The 16,554-nt window shown below is 71.6% G+C and carries 15 protein-coding genes; 7 read left to right on the forward strand and 8 right to left on the reverse strand.

Features of this window, described 5'->3' with window-relative positions; genetic code table 11:
• The first annotated feature begins 45 nt into the window (after window positions 1-45).
• The gene (locus ACZ7OY_RS17745; protein ID WP_471912223.1) at window positions 46-861 is read left to right on the forward strand and encodes an HAD family hydrolase; all 816 of its coding nucleotides are present in this window, start codon (window positions 46-48) and stop codon (window positions 859-861) included.
• A gap of 19 nt (window positions 862-880) precedes the next feature.
• On the opposite strand, the gene ACZ7OY_RS17750 is transcribed toward ACZ7OY_RS17745, so the two are convergent.
• Window positions 881-1,354, reverse strand: a complete 474-nt coding sequence (locus ACZ7OY_RS17750; protein ID WP_471912224.1) for a transglycosylase SLT domain-containing protein — start codon at window positions 1,352-1,354, stop codon at window positions 881-883.
• 1,008 nt (window positions 1,355-2,362) lie between these two features.
• Between ACZ7OY_RS17750 and ACZ7OY_RS17755 the strand changes: the two genes are divergently transcribed.
• The 4 genes from ACZ7OY_RS17755 (at window position 2,363) to ACZ7OY_RS17770 (ending at window position 7,079) form a co-directional block, all read left to right on the forward strand.
• The gene (locus ACZ7OY_RS17755) at window positions 2,363-3,373 is read left to right on the forward strand and encodes a polyprenyl synthetase family protein (RefSeq protein WP_351607318.1); all 1,011 of its coding nucleotides are present in this window, start codon (window positions 2,363-2,365) and stop codon (window positions 3,371-3,373) included.
• 332 nt (window positions 3,374-3,705) lie between these two features.
• Window positions 3,706-5,010: a LolA family protein gene (locus tag ACZ7OY_RS17760; protein WP_471912225.1), complete on the forward strand. Its 1,305-nt coding sequence runs from the start codon at window positions 3,706-3,708 to the stop codon at window positions 5,008-5,010.
• 181 nt (window positions 5,011-5,191) lie between these two features.
• A complete protein-coding gene (locus ACZ7OY_RS17765) occupies window positions 5,192-6,196 on the forward strand; it encodes an ABC transporter ATP-binding protein (RefSeq protein WP_471912226.1) in 1,005 nt (334 codons plus the stop codon).
• Window positions 6,183-7,079, forward strand: a complete 897-nt coding sequence (locus ACZ7OY_RS17770) for an ABC transporter permease (protein WP_471912227.1) — start codon at window positions 6,183-6,185, stop codon at window positions 7,077-7,079. Before ACZ7OY_RS17765 ends, ACZ7OY_RS17770 begins: the two co-directional genes overlap by 14 nt.
• Window positions 7,080-7,098: 19 nt before the next feature.
• Here ACZ7OY_RS17770 and ACZ7OY_RS17775 read toward each other — a convergent pair whose 3' ends face one another.
• Window positions 7,099-7,713 (reverse strand): flavodoxin family protein, encoded by a 615-nt coding sequence (locus tag ACZ7OY_RS17775; protein WP_471912228.1) that lies wholly within the window; start codon window positions 7,711-7,713, stop codon window positions 7,099-7,101.
• 60 nt (window positions 7,714-7,773) lie between these two features.
• Window positions 7,774-8,319: a DUF6668 family protein gene (locus ACZ7OY_RS17780; RefSeq protein ID WP_471912229.1), complete on the reverse strand. Its 546-nt coding sequence runs from the start codon at window positions 8,317-8,319 to the stop codon at window positions 7,774-7,776.
• A gap of 307 nt (window positions 8,320-8,626) precedes the next feature.
• Between ACZ7OY_RS17780 and ACZ7OY_RS17785 the strand changes: the two genes are divergently transcribed.
• Window positions 8,627-10,081 carry a tetratricopeptide repeat protein gene (locus ACZ7OY_RS17785; protein WP_471912230.1) on the forward strand — a complete coding sequence of 485 codons (1,455 nt, stop codon included), beginning with the start codon at window positions 8,627-8,629 and terminating at the stop codon, window positions 10,079-10,081.
• Window positions 10,082-10,148: 67 nt separating this feature from the next.
• On the opposite strand, the gene ACZ7OY_RS17790 is transcribed toward ACZ7OY_RS17785, so the two are convergent.
• The 3 genes from ACZ7OY_RS17790 to ACZ7OY_RS17800 all read right to left on the reverse strand — a co-directional run bounded on the left by ACZ7OY_RS17790 (window position 10,149) and on the right by ACZ7OY_RS17800 (window position 12,817).
• Window positions 10,149-10,619, reverse strand: coding sequence for a VOC family protein (locus tag ACZ7OY_RS17790; protein ID WP_471912231.1), 471 nt, complete (start codon window positions 10,617-10,619; stop codon window positions 10,149-10,151).
• Between the two features lie 102 nt (window positions 10,620-10,721).
• Window positions 10,722-11,828, reverse strand: a complete 1,107-nt coding sequence (gene rarD / locus ACZ7OY_RS17795) for an EamA family transporter RarD (protein ID WP_471912232.1) — start codon at window positions 11,826-11,828, stop codon at window positions 10,722-10,724.
• Window positions 11,829-11,962: 134 nt separating this feature from the next.
• The gene (locus ACZ7OY_RS17800; protein WP_471912233.1) at window positions 11,963-12,817 is read right to left on the reverse strand and encodes an NAD(P)H-binding protein; all 855 of its coding nucleotides are present in this window, start codon (window positions 12,815-12,817) and stop codon (window positions 11,963-11,965) included.
• A 192-nt stretch (window positions 12,818-13,009) separates the two neighbouring features.
• Here ACZ7OY_RS17800 and ACZ7OY_RS17805 point away from each other — a divergent pair, with 192 nt between their 5' ends.
• Window positions 13,010-13,345 carry a winged helix-turn-helix transcriptional regulator gene (locus ACZ7OY_RS17805; protein WP_384730714.1) on the forward strand — a complete coding sequence of 112 codons (336 nt, stop codon included), beginning with the start codon at window positions 13,010-13,012 and terminating at the stop codon, window positions 13,343-13,345.
• A gap of 33 nt (window positions 13,346-13,378) precedes the next feature.
• Here the strand turns inward: ACZ7OY_RS17805 and ACZ7OY_RS17810 are convergent, their stop codons facing one another.
• Together ACZ7OY_RS17810 and ACZ7OY_RS17815 are read right to left on the reverse strand one after the other, a co-directional pair.
• On the reverse strand, window positions 13,379-14,458 hold the full coding sequence (locus tag ACZ7OY_RS17810) for a 2-oxoacid:ferredoxin oxidoreductase subunit beta (RefSeq protein WP_471912234.1): 1,080 nt from the start codon (window positions 14,456-14,458) through the stop codon (window positions 13,379-13,381).
• On the reverse strand, window positions 14,451-16,379 hold the full coding sequence (locus ACZ7OY_RS17815) for a 2-oxoacid:acceptor oxidoreductase subunit alpha (protein WP_471912235.1): 1,929 nt from the start codon (window positions 16,377-16,379) through the stop codon (window positions 14,451-14,453). The genes ACZ7OY_RS17810 and ACZ7OY_RS17815 overlap by 8 nt, the downstream gene beginning before the upstream one ends.
• Window positions 16,380-16,554: the final 175 nt, after the last annotated feature.

A 16,554-nucleotide genomic window follows, 5' to 3' on the forward strand; every position in this document is an offset into this window, starting at 1 on the left:
AAACGGGGGTGAGTCGCGAGGGCGCGGGGTCCGTATTCTCTGATCATGGCCGCTCCCCTCGCATTCTCACTCGTCGCCACCGATCTGGACGGCTCGTTGCTGCGCGGCGACGACACGCTCTCCGACCGGACCCTGGACGCACTCGCGCGGGTGACCCGGGCCGGTGCCCGGCACCTCGTGGTGACGGGCCGCCCGGCGCCGAGGGTGCGGCCGCTGTTCGACGTCATCGGCTGCGCCGGGCTCGCGGTGTGCGGGCAGGGCGCGCAGTTGTACGACGCCGGCGCGGACCGGCTGCTGTGGTCGGTCACCCTCGACCGGGAGCTGGCCGCAACCGCCCTCGGCAAGATCGAGGCCGAGGTGGGACAGGTGTACGCGGCCGTCGACCAGGACGGGGTCGACGGCCTCACGCTCATCGAGCCGGGCTATCTGATGCCGCACCCGACCCTGCCCGCGGTGCGGGTCGGGCGGCGCGACGATCTGTGGTGCGAGCCCATCAGCAAGGTGCTGCTGCGCCATCCCGCCCTGTCCGACGACGAGTTGGCGGCGACGGCCCGCTCGGTGGTGGGCTCGCTGGCGACGGTCACCATGTCGGGACCGGGGACCGTGGAACTCCAGCCGTGCGGCATCACCAAGGCGACCGGCCTGGCGCTGGCCGCCGAGCACCTAGGCCTGCGCGCCGAACACGCCCTGGCCTTCGGGGACATGCCCAACGACATCCCCATGTTCGACTGGGCCGCCCACGGTGTGGCGATGGCCAACGCCCATCCCGAACTCAAGTCCGTGGCCGACGAGATCACCCTGTCGAACGAGGACGACGGCATCGCCGTCGTCCTCGAGAGACTCTTTCCCGCAGAGGACTGACCGTCCCGGGCGGGGCCGGTCAGTAGGCGCTGAACACGCGGTCGATCGAGCCGTACCGCGCGGCGGCGTAGTTGCAGGCGGCCGTGATGTTCGCGACCGGGTCGTATATGTCGAACGAGGTGCCGCCCACGTGGTAGCGGGCGAAGGTCGGGTCGATGACCTGGAGCAGGCCCTTGGACGGGATGCCCTTGGCCGCGTTGGAGTCCCAGAGGTTGATGGCGCGCGGGTTTCCGGAGGACTCGCGCATCACGTTGCGGTAGATCCCGTTGTAGGTGCCCGGGATGTGGTGCTGGGCCATGACCGCCAGCGACTGCCGGATCCAGCCGTCGAGGTTCTTGGTGTACTTCGGGGTCGCGGTCACGGGCGTGGTGGTGGTGGCCGCGGAGGCGCCGGTGGCGCCGAGGAGCGGCAGGGCGAGCACGGCGGCGCCGGTACCGGCGACGGCGAGGGTGCGGACGAAACGGGCGCGACGGCTCTTGCCGGCAGCGTGCATGGCGTGATTCCTCTCCGGTGCCTACGAGGTGAGCTGTCGGGTTCGGGCCGGGAGGTGCCCGTCCGCGCCGCCCTGTGGCGACGCGGCTCAACCCCTAGCCGTTCCGGGTGCGATGTCCGGTCCGGCGGCTTACCTGGGTCCCCCGCTCCTGCCGTGCGAGTGTGTTCGTCGGTGGTGGTGAAGGGCGGCGGCAGGATTAGGCGTCCGCCCGACTCGCCGGGAACGTATGCGAGAGCACATGTCCGAAACAAGCGACTGGTTCACACCTCGCCCTATTTGACCTTGGTCTGAGGCATTTGGGGTGCTTGATCCTTTGCGGTTGCCAAGGCTCAACTCGCTTGCCACGGAAGGGTGGCGAGGGTGGGTGGCCGTTGCATCCGTTTTTGGGCCCGAGTGAGCCAATTCACTGTTTACGGAATCGGCATCATTTAGCACCAAGTGGAATTCTGCAATTAATAGCGACGAATCGGACATAAGGGTGCGTAAGGCGTGTTTCTGTCGTGCCTGACGGTCCGTCGCCGTGCCTGCCGTGCCTGCCGCGCCTGCCGCGCCCGCCGTGCCCGCCGTGCCCGCCGTGCCCGCCGTGCCCGTCGTACGTGTCGGGAGGAAGGTGGCCGGATTCGGACGGCCCGGTCGCCTCGTGCGGCGGCCCGGCGGAGGGGTGGGGTGTCGCGGGGCGTGTCGCGCGCGGCGGGGGCGTGAACCCGGTCGGGTGCTTTCGCCCGGCCGGGCCGGGGTGGCGGGAGGCGGCGGTACGTGCGGCCCGGGGTGCGGATCGCCGCTCTCCGGCAGGCCGACAGGCATCGCCGTATCAGCAGAAAACGGCCGAAGGTCATCCTTGTCGTCTGATCGGAAACATCACGGGCATGATCCGGTACCGCCTGGCCGGTAACCGTGGGGGCTATCGGTGATCGAAACGTGACCGGATACGCTGACTTGAGGTGGTGGCAGCGACCTATCGACAAACCGCGCAAGCGCCAGTGGACACCAGCAGACAGGAGACCCCTCGTGACCGTCGTCGGGCCGTTCGGGCTGAGCGTGCGGGACCAGGCTCTGGAAGCCGATGTCCAGGCCGGATTGGCGGCTGTCGAGGAAGGCTTGCTCGAGGCCACCAAGAGCGAGGTCCCCTTCATCACAGAGGCCGCCCAGCATCTGGTGCGGGCGGGCGGGAAGCGTTTCCGGCCACTGCTCGTGATGCTCGCGGCGCAGTTCGGGGACCGGTACGCACCGGGGATCGTGCCGTCGGCGGTGGTGGTGGAGCTGACCCACCTCGCCACGCTGTACCACGACGACGTCATGGACGAGGCCGAGGTGCGGCGCGGGGTGGACAGCGCGAACACCCGCTGGGGCAACGCCGTCGCGGTCCTCACCGGTGACTTCCTGTTCGCGCGGGCGTCGCACATCCTGGCCGACCTCGGGCCCGAGGCGGTGCGGGTGCAGGCGGAGGCGTTCGAGCGGCTGGTGACCGGCCAGATCCTGGAGACGGCAGGACCGCAGGACGGGCGCGACCCGGTCGAGCACTACCTGGACGTCCTGGGCGGCAAGACCGGATCGCTGGTGGCGGTGTCGTGCCGGTTCGGGGCGATGATGTCCGGCGCGGACGAGACGGTCGTGGACGTGCTGACGCAGTACGGGGAGCGGCTGGGAGTCGCCTTCCAGCTGGCCGACGACGTGCTGGACATCGCGTCGGAGTCCCGCGAGTCGGGCAAGACGCCCGGGACGGACCTGCGCGAGGGCATCCCCACGCTTCCGGTGCTGCGGCTGCGGGAGCGGGCGGCACGGCTGGGACTGGCGGAGGACATCGCGCTGTGCGAGCTGCTGGACTCCGACCTGACCGACGACGCGAAGCTGGCGCAGGCGCTGGCGGCACTGCGCGAGCACCCCGCGCTGGAGCAGGCACGCAAGGACACCGTGCGGTACGCGCAGGACGCGCGCGCCGCGCTGGCGCCGCTGCGGGAGTGCGACGCGAAGCGGGCGCTGGTGGAGCTGTGCGACGCGGTGGTGCACCGGGCGGGCTAGGCCCTGCCGGACCGGCCCTTACGGGCAGGCTCCGGGACTTCGTCCGGCTGCCCCGCCGTGGGAGCCGGACGGCAGTGTCGATCGGACGAGTGCGGTGCCGTGCGCGACCCCTACGGGTCGGGCGCGGCACCGCCTCTTTGTGTCATACCCCAGCAGTACGCGGAGTTGATCCCGCGGTCTGACGCTTCGACAGCACCGATTTGGTGAGATGGACACCACGGAAAACACCACTCCTCACCGATTCGGGTGAGAATGGCGGCTCAGGGTGGGACCACAAGTGCGAGGACGCGCCGAGACGGACAGCCGCCGCCGACCACGGAGGTAGGGCACACATGGCACCGTACGAATCCGACGACAGCACGACCGGTGCGACCGGTACGACCGGCGGGGAGGCCGACGACCTGCGCTCCGGGCGTCGTACGGCCGCTCGGTACGTCGTTCCGGTCGCGGTGGTGGGGGTGGCCGCGGCGACCATCGGGCTCGTCCCGGCGCTCGCCTCCTCCGGGGACCCCGACCTTCCGAAGATCACCGCGCAGCAACTCATCGACAGGATCGCCCAGTCGGACGTGGAGCAGCTGTCCGGCACGGTGAAGATCACCACGGACCTGGGGCTCCCCGATCTCGGCGGGCTGGAGAGCGGTCTCCTGTCGGGCGCCACGGGCTCCGCCGGCGACGGGTCGAGCGCGGACCCGTCCGCCAGGCTGACCGAACTCGCCTCCGGCACGCACACCCTGCGGGTCGCGACCGACGGCCCGGACCGGCAGAAGCTCTCGCTGCTGGAGAGCGCCGCCGAGTACAGCGTCATCCACGACGGCAAGGACGTCTGGGGCTACGACAGCAAGTCCAACGAGGTCTACCACTCGACCGCGGACGACAGCGCGGCCAAGGACGACAGCCGCGAGGAGCCGGTGCCGGCCACCCCCAAGGGCCTCACCGAGGAGGCCCTGAAGTCGGTCGACGACACCACGTCCGTGACCGTCGACGGCACCATGCAGGTCGCCGGGCGGGACGCGTACAAGCTGCTCGTCAAGCCCAAGCAGTCCGGCAGCACGGTCGGCACGATCAGCGTGGCCGTGGACGCCAAGACCGGGCTGCCGCTGAAGTTCACGCTGACCCCGGCCGGTGGCGGCGCGGCGGTCGTGGACGCGGGCTTCACCCGGATCAGCTTCGCCAAGCCCGCCGCGTCGACCTTCGACTTCACCCCGCCCAAGGGGGCCAAGGTCACCGAGGACGGCGACCACGGGCAGGGCCTGGAGAGCGGTAAGTCCCGGGACGACAGCGCGCAGGGCGACAAGGGCGCGCAGGGCCTCGAAGGCTTCCCGGGCTTCTCGGGCCTCGCGGGCTCCGAGGGTCCCGGCGACGCCAAGGTCATCGGCGAGGGCTGGACCTCCATCGCCACCTTCGACTCCGGCAGCAAGAACGGTCTGCCCGCCGGTTCCGCCGACGGCGCCGCCGGTCCGGCCGGCGACCTCGGCGGCTTCCTCGGCTCGCTCGGCGACAAGGTCACCGGCAAGTTCGGTTCGGGCACGGTCTTCTCCACCCGTCTGGTGAACGCCCTGATCACGGACGACGGCAAGGTGTACGTCGGCGCGGTCACCAAGGGCGCGCTGGTCAAGGCTGCCGACGCCGATCACTGAGGCTGCCAGCTCCGATCACTGAGGCTGCCAGCTCCGATCACTGAGGCTGCCAGCTCCGATCACTGAGGCTGCCAGCTCCGATCATCGAGGCTGCCGGCTCCGATCACCGAGGCGGTCGGCTCCGGTCACCGAGGCGGTCGGCTCCGGTCACCGAGGCGGGTACGACGAAACGAGGGAGCCGATGGACGAGCCGTCCGCCACGCAACCGCCCCCGCGGGACGCGGATGCCGACGCCGGTGCCGATGCGCATGCCGGTGCCGGGGTCATCGACACCCGCGGCCTGACCAAGCGCTACCGCGGCGGACAGCTCGCCGTGGACGGTCTCGACCTGACCGTCCCGGCGGGCAGCGTCTTCGGCTTCCTCGGCCCGAACGGCTCCGGCAAGACCACCACCATCCGCATGCTGATGGGCCTGATCGCGCCCACCTCGGGCACGGCGCGGGTGCTGGGGCAGACCATGCCCCAGGCCTCGCGCGCCGTGCTTCCCCAGGTCGGCGCCCTCATCGAGGGCCCCGCCCTCTACGGCTTCCTCTCCGGACGCGACAACCTGACGAGGTACGACGCCGCCGACCCGACGGCCGACCCGCGCACCCGGCGCACCCGCGTCGCGCAGGCGCTGGACCGGGTGGGCCTGTCGGCCGCGGCGGGCAAGAAGGCGAGGGCCTACTCCCTCGGCATGAAACAGCGGCTCGGTCTGGCGGCCGCGCTCCTCCAGCCGCGCCGGCTGCTCGTCCTGGACGAGCCGACCAACGGTCTCGACCCGCAGGGCATGCGGGAGATCCGGGCCCTGGTGCGGGAACTGGCCTCCGACGGCACGACCGTCTTCCTCTCCTCGCACCTGCTCGACGAGATCGAGCAGGTGTGCACGCATGCCGCGGTGATGGCGCAGGGGCGGCTCGTCACCCAGGGAGCGGTCTCCGACCTGGCCGCGGGGGCGCGCGGCCGGCTGGTGGTGACCACGCCCGACCCGGGCGACGCGGCCCGGGTGCTGAAGGAGCAGGGCGTCGGCGACATCGTCGTGGCGGAGGACCGGGTGACCGGCGAACCACCGGAGAGGGATCTCGCCGAGGTGAACGCGGCACTGGTGACCGCCGGTGTCCGGGTGCGTGGCTTCGGGGTCGAACGGGCCTCGCTGGAGGACGCGTTCGTGGCCCTGACGGGGGAGGGGTTCGATGTCGCGGGTTGAGGCGGCCGTCCCGGCCGGCGCGGTGGACGTACCCCGGCGGCCCGGCCCGTTGTGGACCTTCGGGCTGCTGGGCAGCGAACTGGTGACCACCTTCCGGCGCTGGCGCACGCTCGCCCTGCTGGGTGTGCTGGCGGCCGTGCCGGTCCTGGTCGGGATCGCGGTCAGGATCGAGACCGGCGACGGGTCCCCGGCCGGGCGCGGAGGCGGCGGCGGGCCGGCGTTCATCTCGCAGATCACCAACAACGGTCTGTTCCTGGTGTTCACGGCGCTGGCCGCGACGCTTCCGTTCTTCCTGCCGATGGCGATCGGGGTGGTCGCGGGCGACGCGATCGCGGGCGAGGCGAACGCCGGGACGCTCCGCTACCTCCTGGTGGCGCCCGCCGGCCGCACCCGCCTGCTGCTCACCAAGTACGCGACCACGATCGCCTTCTGCCTGGTGGCCACGCTCGTCGTCGCCACCTCGGCGATGGTGGTCGGCGCCCTGCTCTTCCCGCTCGGTGACCTGACGACGATCTCCGGCACCCGGATCACGTTCGCCGAGGGCCTGGGCCGGGCGGTGCTGATCGCCCTGGTCGTCGCCGCCTCACTGGTCGGCGTCGCGGCGCTCGGCCTGTTCGTGTCGACCCTGACCGGCAGCGGTATCGCGGCCATGGCGACGACCGTGGGCCTGCTGATCACCGTTCAGATCCTCGACCAGATCCCGCAGCTGCACGCGATCCAGCCTTACCTGTTCTCGCACTACTGGCTGTCCTTCGCCGACCTCATGCGCGAACCGGTCTACTGGGACGACCTGGTGAAGAACCTCGGCCTCCAGGGGCTGTACGCGGCGGTGTTCGGCACCGCAGCGTGGGCCCGCTTCACGACGAAGGACATCAGCACCTAGCCCGTTGGGCCATGGCGCGTCACGCGTCCTCGAAGGGGAAGCGGGCGAGCGGCGCCTCGCGAGCGAAGAACGTCTTCGCGCGCGTCAGCGCCGCGGTGTCCTTCAGTACGTCGCCGCGGTCGCTGCCGTTGCCGAGCAGGACCCCGCCGAACCGCATCTTCAGGTACGCGGCCGCGTTGTTGAGCGTGCCGATCAGCGGGTCGGCGACGGCCGGCTCGGCGTCCGCGAGCGCGGTGACCCCCCAGAGCGTGCGTCCGGCCAGGGTCGCCCGGAAGTCGATGCCGGGGGTGCGCAGCCAGCCCGACCAGTGGTCCAGGTAGCGCTTGGTGGGGCCGGACACCGAGTACCAGTACAGCGGCGACGCGATCACGATGTCCGTCGCGGCGAGCGTGGCGTCGAGCAGCGCCGCCGCGTCGGCCTCGGTCCCGCCGTCGGCCAGGGTGCCGTCGGCGCCGGGACGGGGGCGGCCGCCGGGGTGCCGCCGGTCCTCGAAGTCCGCCAGCGGCCGTTCGAGGAGGCTGAACCACTCCTGCTCCACGTCCGCGGGCAGTTGCTCGGCGGCCCGGCGGGCCAGCAGTTCGGTGTTGCCCTCGGTGCGGCTGCTGCCCAGTACGAACAGGAAACGGCGGCCCATTGCTCCCCCAGGAGAGTCGGCTGACGACAAGTGCATGCGCCTGCAATGAATGCGTCTACATTACATGCACGTGCAACTGTACTCCGTCAGCCGGATCAGTGTCCGGGTCTCCCGCGGCGGTTCCCCGCCCAGGTCGCCGACGCGCCAGGCGGGCACCCAGGGCACGCGGTGCACGTCGATGACCGACTCGATCCGGGCGACCCGCTGGGCGAGGGGTCGCGGCAGCCGGCCCGGCGCGTCCGCGACGAGCACGACGGAGTCCAGGTCGAGCCCCACGGGAGCCTCCCCGAGACGGAAGACCTCCAGGGTGCGCAGTACGGCGTCCAGCCCCGCCGCATGGGTCCGGGCGACCAGCAGCACCGACGACGGATCGTCCGGGCCGGGCCAGTCGCGCCCGCAGTCCCGGCCGCCGTAGACCGCGGCGAGCGTGGAGGTGCCCGCGCCACCGTGCGTGGCCACCCAGGAGAAGCGCCGGTGGGTGCCGTGGACGTGTCCGGGCCCGTATCCCTCCTGCGGGTCCCGCGAGTCCCGCACGTCCGCCTCCGGCGGGCTCACCGGACCCCGGATCCAGATCTCCGGCCCCTGCCGTGCGCCGCCGTTCGGCATCCCCGTGCTCCTCACTCGTCGGTCTCGGTCTCGGTCTCGGTCTCGGTCGCTCGCCGGTCTCGGTCGTCGTGGCTCCGCCCGTGACGCGTCCGGCACCGTGGGCGGGGTCCTGGGACGAGTCTGTGACGTCGTGGTGACGCATGCACCGTAAGTGGGCGGAGAGACTCGACAGTATGTGCACGACTGGATCCTGCCGCCGGGGGAGCGGTGGTCCGGCGTCGGGAAGGAGCACCATGGAAGCTGCGGAACCCACGGCACCGGCCCGCGCCGCCCGCCGACTCCCCGACGCATCCGAGTGAGGGAAGCGATGTCTCGACTCAGCCGCGAGAAGAAGCGCGAAGAGAAGCGCTCCGCGCGCTCCGCGGACCCCGCGTCGCCCGTGGTGGCGCCCTTGGACGTCCGGGTGCCGGCGTCCGGACCGGGCCTGGGTGGGGCGTCGATCGGCGGCGTACCGGTTCTCCCGGCGCCCGGCGAGGAGGTCCAGCACGCCGTGCTGAGCCATCTCCACCGCATCGCCCTCGCCACCGGACACCCGGTGGTCGCCATGGTCCAGGACGATCGCATCGGTTACGTCGTCCCCCTTCGAGTGGATCTGGACGGCGCCAGCCACTTCGCGGGGGAGCCCGCCCGCACCGCACCGCCGAAGGACGTCCCCGCGCCCGCCCCCGAGCCTCCGGCTGCCCCGGCCCCTGCCGCTCGGGTCGTCCCGGCTGCCCCGGCCGCCCCCGTCACCCCGGCCTGGCAGCCGGAGGACGCCGTGCCGGTCCGTCAGGAGCAGCCGACCCATCTCCTGCGCGCGCTGCCGGACCACGCACCGCAGACGGACCAGCCGGACCCGACGCAGCCGGGGCCCCGCTCGCACCCGCAGTCGCCGCCGCGACTGGACGACCCGGCTCCCACCTTCCGTCTCCGCGTGGTGTCGGAGCCGCCGCCGGCGACGCCCTACGGCACCGCCGTGGCCCCGACGGGCGAGTTCGGCCCGCCGCCCGCCATGGACGGACCCCCGGCCACCGCACCCGCGCCGGGCCCCTCGCCCCTCCCCGGGCCGCTGACCTCCTTGCCGGCTCCGGCCCCCGCGGCCCTGCCGCCCGCCGCGGAACCCCCGAGCCCCGCCGCCGAGCCCCGCGGCCCCGCCCCCGCATCCGCTTTCGGGACGCCCCTCGGCGGTGCGCCGGAACCGCACCTCGACCCCTACGCCGTTCCCGACCCCGACCCCAAACCGACCCCTGCCCGGGGCTTCGACGCGGTTGCCGAGGCCGTACTCGGGGACGAACCGGCGACCGGATCCGCGGACGCCCCCGCCCTCCTCGCCGAGCCGATCGCGCGGATCAGCGGTGCGGTGAAGGCGGGGCAGATCGATGTGGCGGCGGCGCTGGCCGAGCGGACCGTGGCCGAGGCGTCGGGAACGCTCGGACCGGAACACCCCGAGGTGCTCCGGCTGCTCGAACTCACGGCGTACATCGCCTACCTCGCGGGCGACCCGCTCCGCGCCTTCCACCTCTCCCTCGACCTCTCCCGGGTCCATCGCCGGGCCGGGGACGCGGAGGCCGCCTACGGCAATGTCCAGAGCGCGGCCGCGGCCTGGCGGGCGGTGCGTGAGCCCGTACAGGGCCTGCGGCTGGGACAGGAGCTGCTCGGGCTGTGGACCGAGCTCACGTTCGAGGACGGGCCGGCCGCCGAGGACCTCGGTCCGCTGGAGTCCGCCCGTGCCCGGATGAACCGCCTCGCCGAACGGGCGGCCCGCAACCCGGACGCCCGATAGCCGGACGCCCGACGGTCGGACGCCCGACAGTCGGACGACCGTCGGTGCGGCGGGAGGCGGGCCGGTGTCACTGCACGCAGAACTCGTTGCCCTCCGGGTCGGCCATGACCACCCAGGTGCCGCCCGGCTCGTCGACCTCGCGCAGCACGCTCGCCCCCAGCTTCAGCAGACGCTGCACCTCCTCGGCCCGCCGGTCCCGGCCCGGGTGCAGGTCCAGGTGCAGCCGGTTCTTGCCGGACTTCGTCTCCGGCACGCGCTGGAACAGCAGTCGCCGCCCGCGTCCGGTCCCGCTGTCCTCGTCGTACGGATCCTCCGGATGGCGTACGGCGATCAGGTCCCGGAAGGCGGGACGGCCGTGGAACTCCACGGTGGCCGTGCCCGGCAGGGCACCGGCCTCCAGCAGCCGCTCGACGAGGGCGCTGTTGTCCTCGACCGTGTAGTGGAGCGCGGCGGACCAGAAGTCGGCCTGGGTGTGCGGGTCGAGCGCGTCGATGACGAGTTTCCAGTGCAGCGGGGCGGGAGCGGTCGTCTGCGTCATGCTTACCACTTATAACGGCACCTGCGGCCCGGCGCCCGGTGCCGTCGCACAATGGCGCGCCCGCGACTGCTGCCGGTCAGGCGTCCACGGGGGTGGTGCCGGTCAGGCGTCCACGGGGGCAGTGCCGGACGCGGCGGCCCCGGGCACAACGGTCCCCGTCCCGGCCTCGGCTCCGGCATCCGCTCCGGCCTCGGGTTCGGCGACGGCTGCCGTGACGGTTCCGGATCCGGCCACGACGACGCTCGCTCCGGCTGCCGCTCCGGCCGCCGTCCCCGTTCCGGTTCCCGCCCCCGCCGGGATCCCGGCCCTGAGCCGCGCGGTGCGGTGCGCGGTACGCAGCGCGTTCCAGGTGAGCAGGGCCAGGGCCAGCCAGACCAGCGCGAAGCCGGCCCAGCGCTCGGGCGGCATGGCCTCGCCGAAGTACAGGACGCCGAGCAGGAACTGGAAGACCGGGGCCATGTACTGGAGCAGGCCCAGCGTGGACAGGGGCACCCGGATCGCGGCCGCGCCGAAGCACACGAGGGGCAGCGCGGTGACGATGCCGGTCGAGGCGAGCAGGGCGGAGTGCCCCGCGCCCTCGCTCGTGAAGGTGGACTCGCCGTGCGCCGACAGCCACAGCAGATAGCCGAGCGCGGGCAGGAACTGGATCGCGGTCTCGGCGGCCAGCGACTCGACACCGCCGAGGTTGACCTTCTTCTTGATCAGCCCGTAGGTGGCGAAGGAGAAGGCGAGCGTGAGGGAGATCCAGGGCGGGCTGCCGAAGCCGACGGTGAGGACCAGGACGGCGGCGGCGCCGATGCCGACGGCCGCCCACTGCACGGGCCGCAGCCGTTCCTTCAGCAGCAGTACGCCCATCGCGATGGTGACCAGCGGGTTGATGAAGTAGCCCAGCGAGGCCTCGACCACGTGCCCGCTGTTCACGGCCCAGATGTAGATGCCCCAGTTCACGGTGATGACCGCGGCGGCCAGGACGACCAGCGCCAGCCTGCGCGGCTGGCGCAGCAGCTCGCCGGCCCAGGCCCAGCGTCGTACGAAGACCAGTGCGACGGCGACGAAGGCCAGGGACCAGGCCATCCGGTGGGCGAGTATCTCCACCGAGCCGGCGGGCTTCAGCAGGGGCCAGAAGAGGGGGACGAGCCCCCACATCCCGTAGGCCGCGAAGCCGTTCAGCAGACCGACCCGCTGCTCGCCCCTCGACTGTTCGGCCACGGGCCCCTCCTTCTCGCTCGTACACGCGAGCGCGTGTACGCAGAAGGTAGCGCCGACCGCCTCCGCCTGTCATGCCCGTATCGCCATACGGTCATGACGGGGGCGGAGGTGCGGTCGGGGGCGCGGTGTCGCGGTCAGTCCTTGAGCGCGGCGGCGACGGCCTCGGCCAGCGGGGTGGCCGGGCGGCCGGTCAGCCAGGAGAGGTCGCCGGAGGTGACGGCCAGCTCGCCCTTCTCGATGGACGCGTCCACCCCGGCCAGGATCGCGACGAACGGCCCCGGGAGCCCGGCCCCGGTGAGGATCTCGCCGTAGGTCTCGGCGGAGACGGGGGTGTAGGTGATCTCCCTGCCGGTCTGCCGGCTCAGCTCCGCCGCGTAGTCGGCGAAGCCCCAGGTCTCGTCGCCGCCCAGCTCGTACGTCGCGTTCTCGTGTCCCTCGCCGGTCAGCACGGCCACGGCGGCGGCCGCGTAGTCGGCGCGCGACGCGGAGGTCAGCCGGCCCTCGCCGGCCGCCTGGACGACGGCGGAGTGCTCCAGCACCGGGGCCAGGTTCTCGGTGTAGTTCTCGTGGTACCAGCCGTTGCGCAGCAGGACGTAGGGCAGGCCGGAGGCGAGCAGGACCTGCTCGGTGGCGCGGTGGTCGTCGGCGAGTGCCGCGGTCAGGCTGCCGGGGGCGCTGGTGTAGGCGAGCAGGGCGACACCGGCCGCGGCGGCCGCGTCGATGACGACCTGGTGCTGCCGGACGCGGCCCTTGTCGAACTCGTTGCCGGAGATCAGCAGCACCTTGTCGCCGGCCGCGAAGAGGCCGTCGAAGGTCTCGGGCGCGTTGTAGTCGGCGACCGCGAGCCGTACGCCCCGGGCGGCGAAGTCGGCGCCCTTCGCCTCGTCGCGTACGACGGCGGTGATCTGTTCGGCCGGGACCTTCTCCAGCAGCTGCTCCACGACGTGGCGGCCGAGGTGTCCGGTGGCTCCGGTGACGACGATGCTCATGATCTGGATCTCCTTGTGGGGTGCGATGTCGTCAACCCTAGAAGGAGCGCTAACTCTGCGAAAGTACCCACTTTGAAGTAAGGTACCAACATGGCAGTAAGTGCAGTCGGTGCGGCAAGTGCAGTCGGTGCGGCGAGTACGGCAGGCGCGCCGAGCAGCCCCGGAAGCGGCAAGTACACCGTCACCGAGGAGATGTGTCCCTACCGGCTGGTCCTGGAGCACGTCACCAGCCGCTGGGGTGTGCTCGTCCTGATCGAGCTGCTGGACCGTCCGTACCGCTTCAGCGAGCTGCGCCGGGCGATCGGCCGGGTCAGCGAGAAGATGCTGACGCAGACGCTGCAGACCCTGGAGCGGGACGGTCTGGTGCACCGGGACGCCAAGCCGGTCATCCCGCCGCGCGTCGACTACTCCCTGACCGATCTGGGGCGCGAGGCCGCGGAGCAGGTGCGCTCGCTGGCGATGTGGACCCATCGGCGGATGGACGACGTGGAGAAGGCGCGCCGCGCCTACGACGAGGCCCGGACCTGACGGCCCGGGCCCGGTCGGGAATCCTCGGCCCGGTCAGCCGACGACGGTCCAGGTGTCGCCTCCCGCCAGCAGCGCCGCCAGGTCTCCCTTGCCGTTCTGCTCGATCGCCGTGTCCAGCTGGTCGGCCATCTGCGTGTCGTAGACCGGCCGCTCCACCGAGCGCAGCACACCGATCGGGGTGTGGTGCAGCGTGTCCGGGTCGGCCAGCCGGGAGAGGGCGAAGGCGGTGGTCGGGGACGCGAGGTGGGCGTCGTGGACCAGGATGTCCGCCTCGTTCTCCGGGGTCACGGTGACCACCGTCAGATCACCGGTGTGCCGGTCGCGTACGACACCGCGCGAACCGTCCGCCCCGAAGCGGATCGGCTGCCCGTGTTCGAGGCGGATCAGCGCCTCCTGGGCCGACTGCCGGTCCTTCAGGGCCTCGAAGGCGCCGTCGTTGAAGATGTTGCAGTTCTGGTAGATCTCCACCAGCGCCGTGCCGGGGTGCGCGGCGGCCTGCCGCAGCACCTCCGTCAGATGCTTGCGGTCGGAGTCGATCGTGCGGGCCACGAACGACGCCTCCGCGCCCAGGGCCAGGGACACCGGGTTGAAGGGGGCGTCCAGGGAGCCCATCGGCGTCGACTTGGTGATCTTGCCGACCTCGGACGTCGGGCTGTACTGGCCCTTGGTCAGGCCGTAGATCCGGTTGTTGAAGAGCAGGATCTTGAGGTTGACGTTGCGGCGCAGGGCGTGGATCAGGTGGTTGCCGCCGATCGACAGCGCGTCACCGTCACCCGTGACCACCCACACGCTCAGGTCGCGCCTGCTGGAGGCGAGCCCCGTCGCGATCGCCGGCGCGCGGCCGTGGATGGAGTGCATGCCGTACGTGTTCATGTAGTACGGGAAGCGCGACGAGCAGCCGATGCCCGAGACGAAGACGATGTTCTCCCTGGCCAGACCGAGCTCGGGCATGAAGCCCTGCACGGCGGCCAGGATCGCGTAGTCACCGCAGCCGGGGCACCAGCGCACTTCCTGATCGGACTTGAAGTCCTTCATGGACTGCCTGGCCTCGGCCTTGGGGACGAGCGAAAGTGCCTCGATCGTGCCCGTGCCTTCCGTGGACGTCTCAGCCATCGATGGCCTCCTTGAGCGCCGTGGCGAGCTGCTCCGCCTTGAACGGCATGCCGTTGACCTGGTTGTACGAATGGGCGTCGACCAGGTACTTCGCCCGGACGAGCGTGGCGAGCTGCCCGAGGTTCATCTCGGGGATCACCACCTTCTCGTACTGCCTGAGCACCGCGCCGAGGTTGCGCGGGAACGGGTTGAGATGACGCAGGTGCGCCTGGGCGACCGACTCGCCGGCCGCGCGCAGACGGCGGACCGCCGCCGTGATCGGGCCGTACGTCGATCCCCAGCCCAGCACCAGCGTGCTCGCGCCGTGCGGGTCGTCGACCTCGAGGTCGGGGACGTCGATGCCGTCGACCTTGGCCTGCCGGGTGCGGACCATGAAGTCGTGGTTGGCGGGGTCGTAGGAGATGTTGCCGGTGCCGTCCTGCTTCTCGATCCCGCCGATACGGTGCTCCAGGCCCGGCGTGCCCGGGATCGCCCAGGGGCGGGCGAGGGTCTGCGGGTCGCGCTTGTACGGCCAGAAGACCTCGGTGCCGTCGTCCAGGGTGTGGTTGGGGCCCTGGGCGAACTGCACCCGCAGGTCGGGCAGCTCGTCGAGTTCGGGGATGCGCCAGGGCTCGGAGCCGTTGGCGAGATAGCCGTCGGAGAGCAGGAAGACGGGCGTGCGGTAGGTCAGCGCCATCCCGGCCGCCTCCAGTGCCGCGTCGAAGCAGTCGGCCGGGGTGCGCGGGGCGACCACCGGGACCGGGGCCTCGCCGTTGCGGCCGTGCATGGCCTGGAGCAGGTCGGCCTGTTCGGTCTTGGTCGGCAGACCGGTGGAGGGGCCGCCACGCTGGATGTCGATCACCAGCAGCGGAAGTTCGAGGGAGACGGCGAGACCGATCGTCTCGCTCTTGAGCGCCACGCCGGGGCCGGACGTCGTGGTGACCGCGAGGGAGCCGCCGAAGGCCGCCCCGAGGGCCGCGCCGATGCCCGCGATCTCGTCCTCGGCCTGGAAGGTCCGTACACCGAAGTTCTTGTGCCGGCTCAGCTCGTGCAGGATGTCCGAGGCCGGGGTGATCGGGTACGAGCCCAGGAACAGCGGCAGGTCCGCCTGGCGGGACGCGGCGACGAGCCCGTAGGACAGCGCCAGGTTCCCCGAGATGTTGCGGTACGTGCCGGTGGGGAACGCCTTCGCCGCCGGGGCGACCTCGTAGGAGACCGCGAAGTCCTCGGTCGTCTCGCCGAAGTTCCAGCCCGCGCGGAACGCGGCGATGTTGGCCGCCGCGATGTCGGGCTTCTTCGCGAACTTCGACGTCAGGAACTTCTCGGTGCCCTCGGTCGGCCGGTGGTACATCCACGACAAGAGGCCGAGCGCGAACATGTTCTTGCTGCGCTCGGCTTCCTTGCGACTGAGGTCGAAATCCTTGAGTGCCTCGACGGTCAGTGTCGTCAGCGGCACCGTATGGAGCTGGTAGCCGTCGAGCGATCCGTCCTCCAGCGGCGAGGTCTCGTACCCCACCTTCTGCATCGCCCGCTTGGTGAATTCGTCCGTGTTGACGATGATCTCCGCGCCGCGCGGCACGTCCCCGATGTTCGCCTTGAGCGCCGCCGGGTTCATCGCGACCAGAACGTTGGGCGCGTCCCCCGGAGTGAGGATGTCGTGGTCGGCGAAGTGCAGCTGGAAGGAGGAGACACCGGGCAGGGTGCCGGCGGGGGCCCGGATCTCGGCAGGGAAGTTCGGCAGCGTCGACAGGTCGTTCCCGAACGACGCGGTCTCGGAGGTGAAGCGGTCACCGGTCAGCTGCATGCCGTCACCGGAGTCCCCCGCGAACCTGATGATCACCCGGTCGAGGCGTTGTACGTCCTTCGCCCCGCCCGGTTTGCGCTGCTCTCCTACGACGGCTCCGTCGGCCTGTTCCGCTGCGCTGCTGACCTTGCTGGTCACTGAACTGGACCTCCCTCGAGGCGGCTGTCTGGGAGCGGCCTTTGCGAAGGCCCTCCCGAAATCAACCCTACGTCCGCAAGGGGCGCCTTCCCCGGGTCATCCGAGCGACGGTCACCGCTTCGGGGCGCTTGTGCGCCCGGAGGTGACACTCTCCCGACGGTCCGGCTCGACACGG

The sequence above is a fragment of the Streptomyces sp. NPDC107559 genome (genome assembly GCF_055657365.1).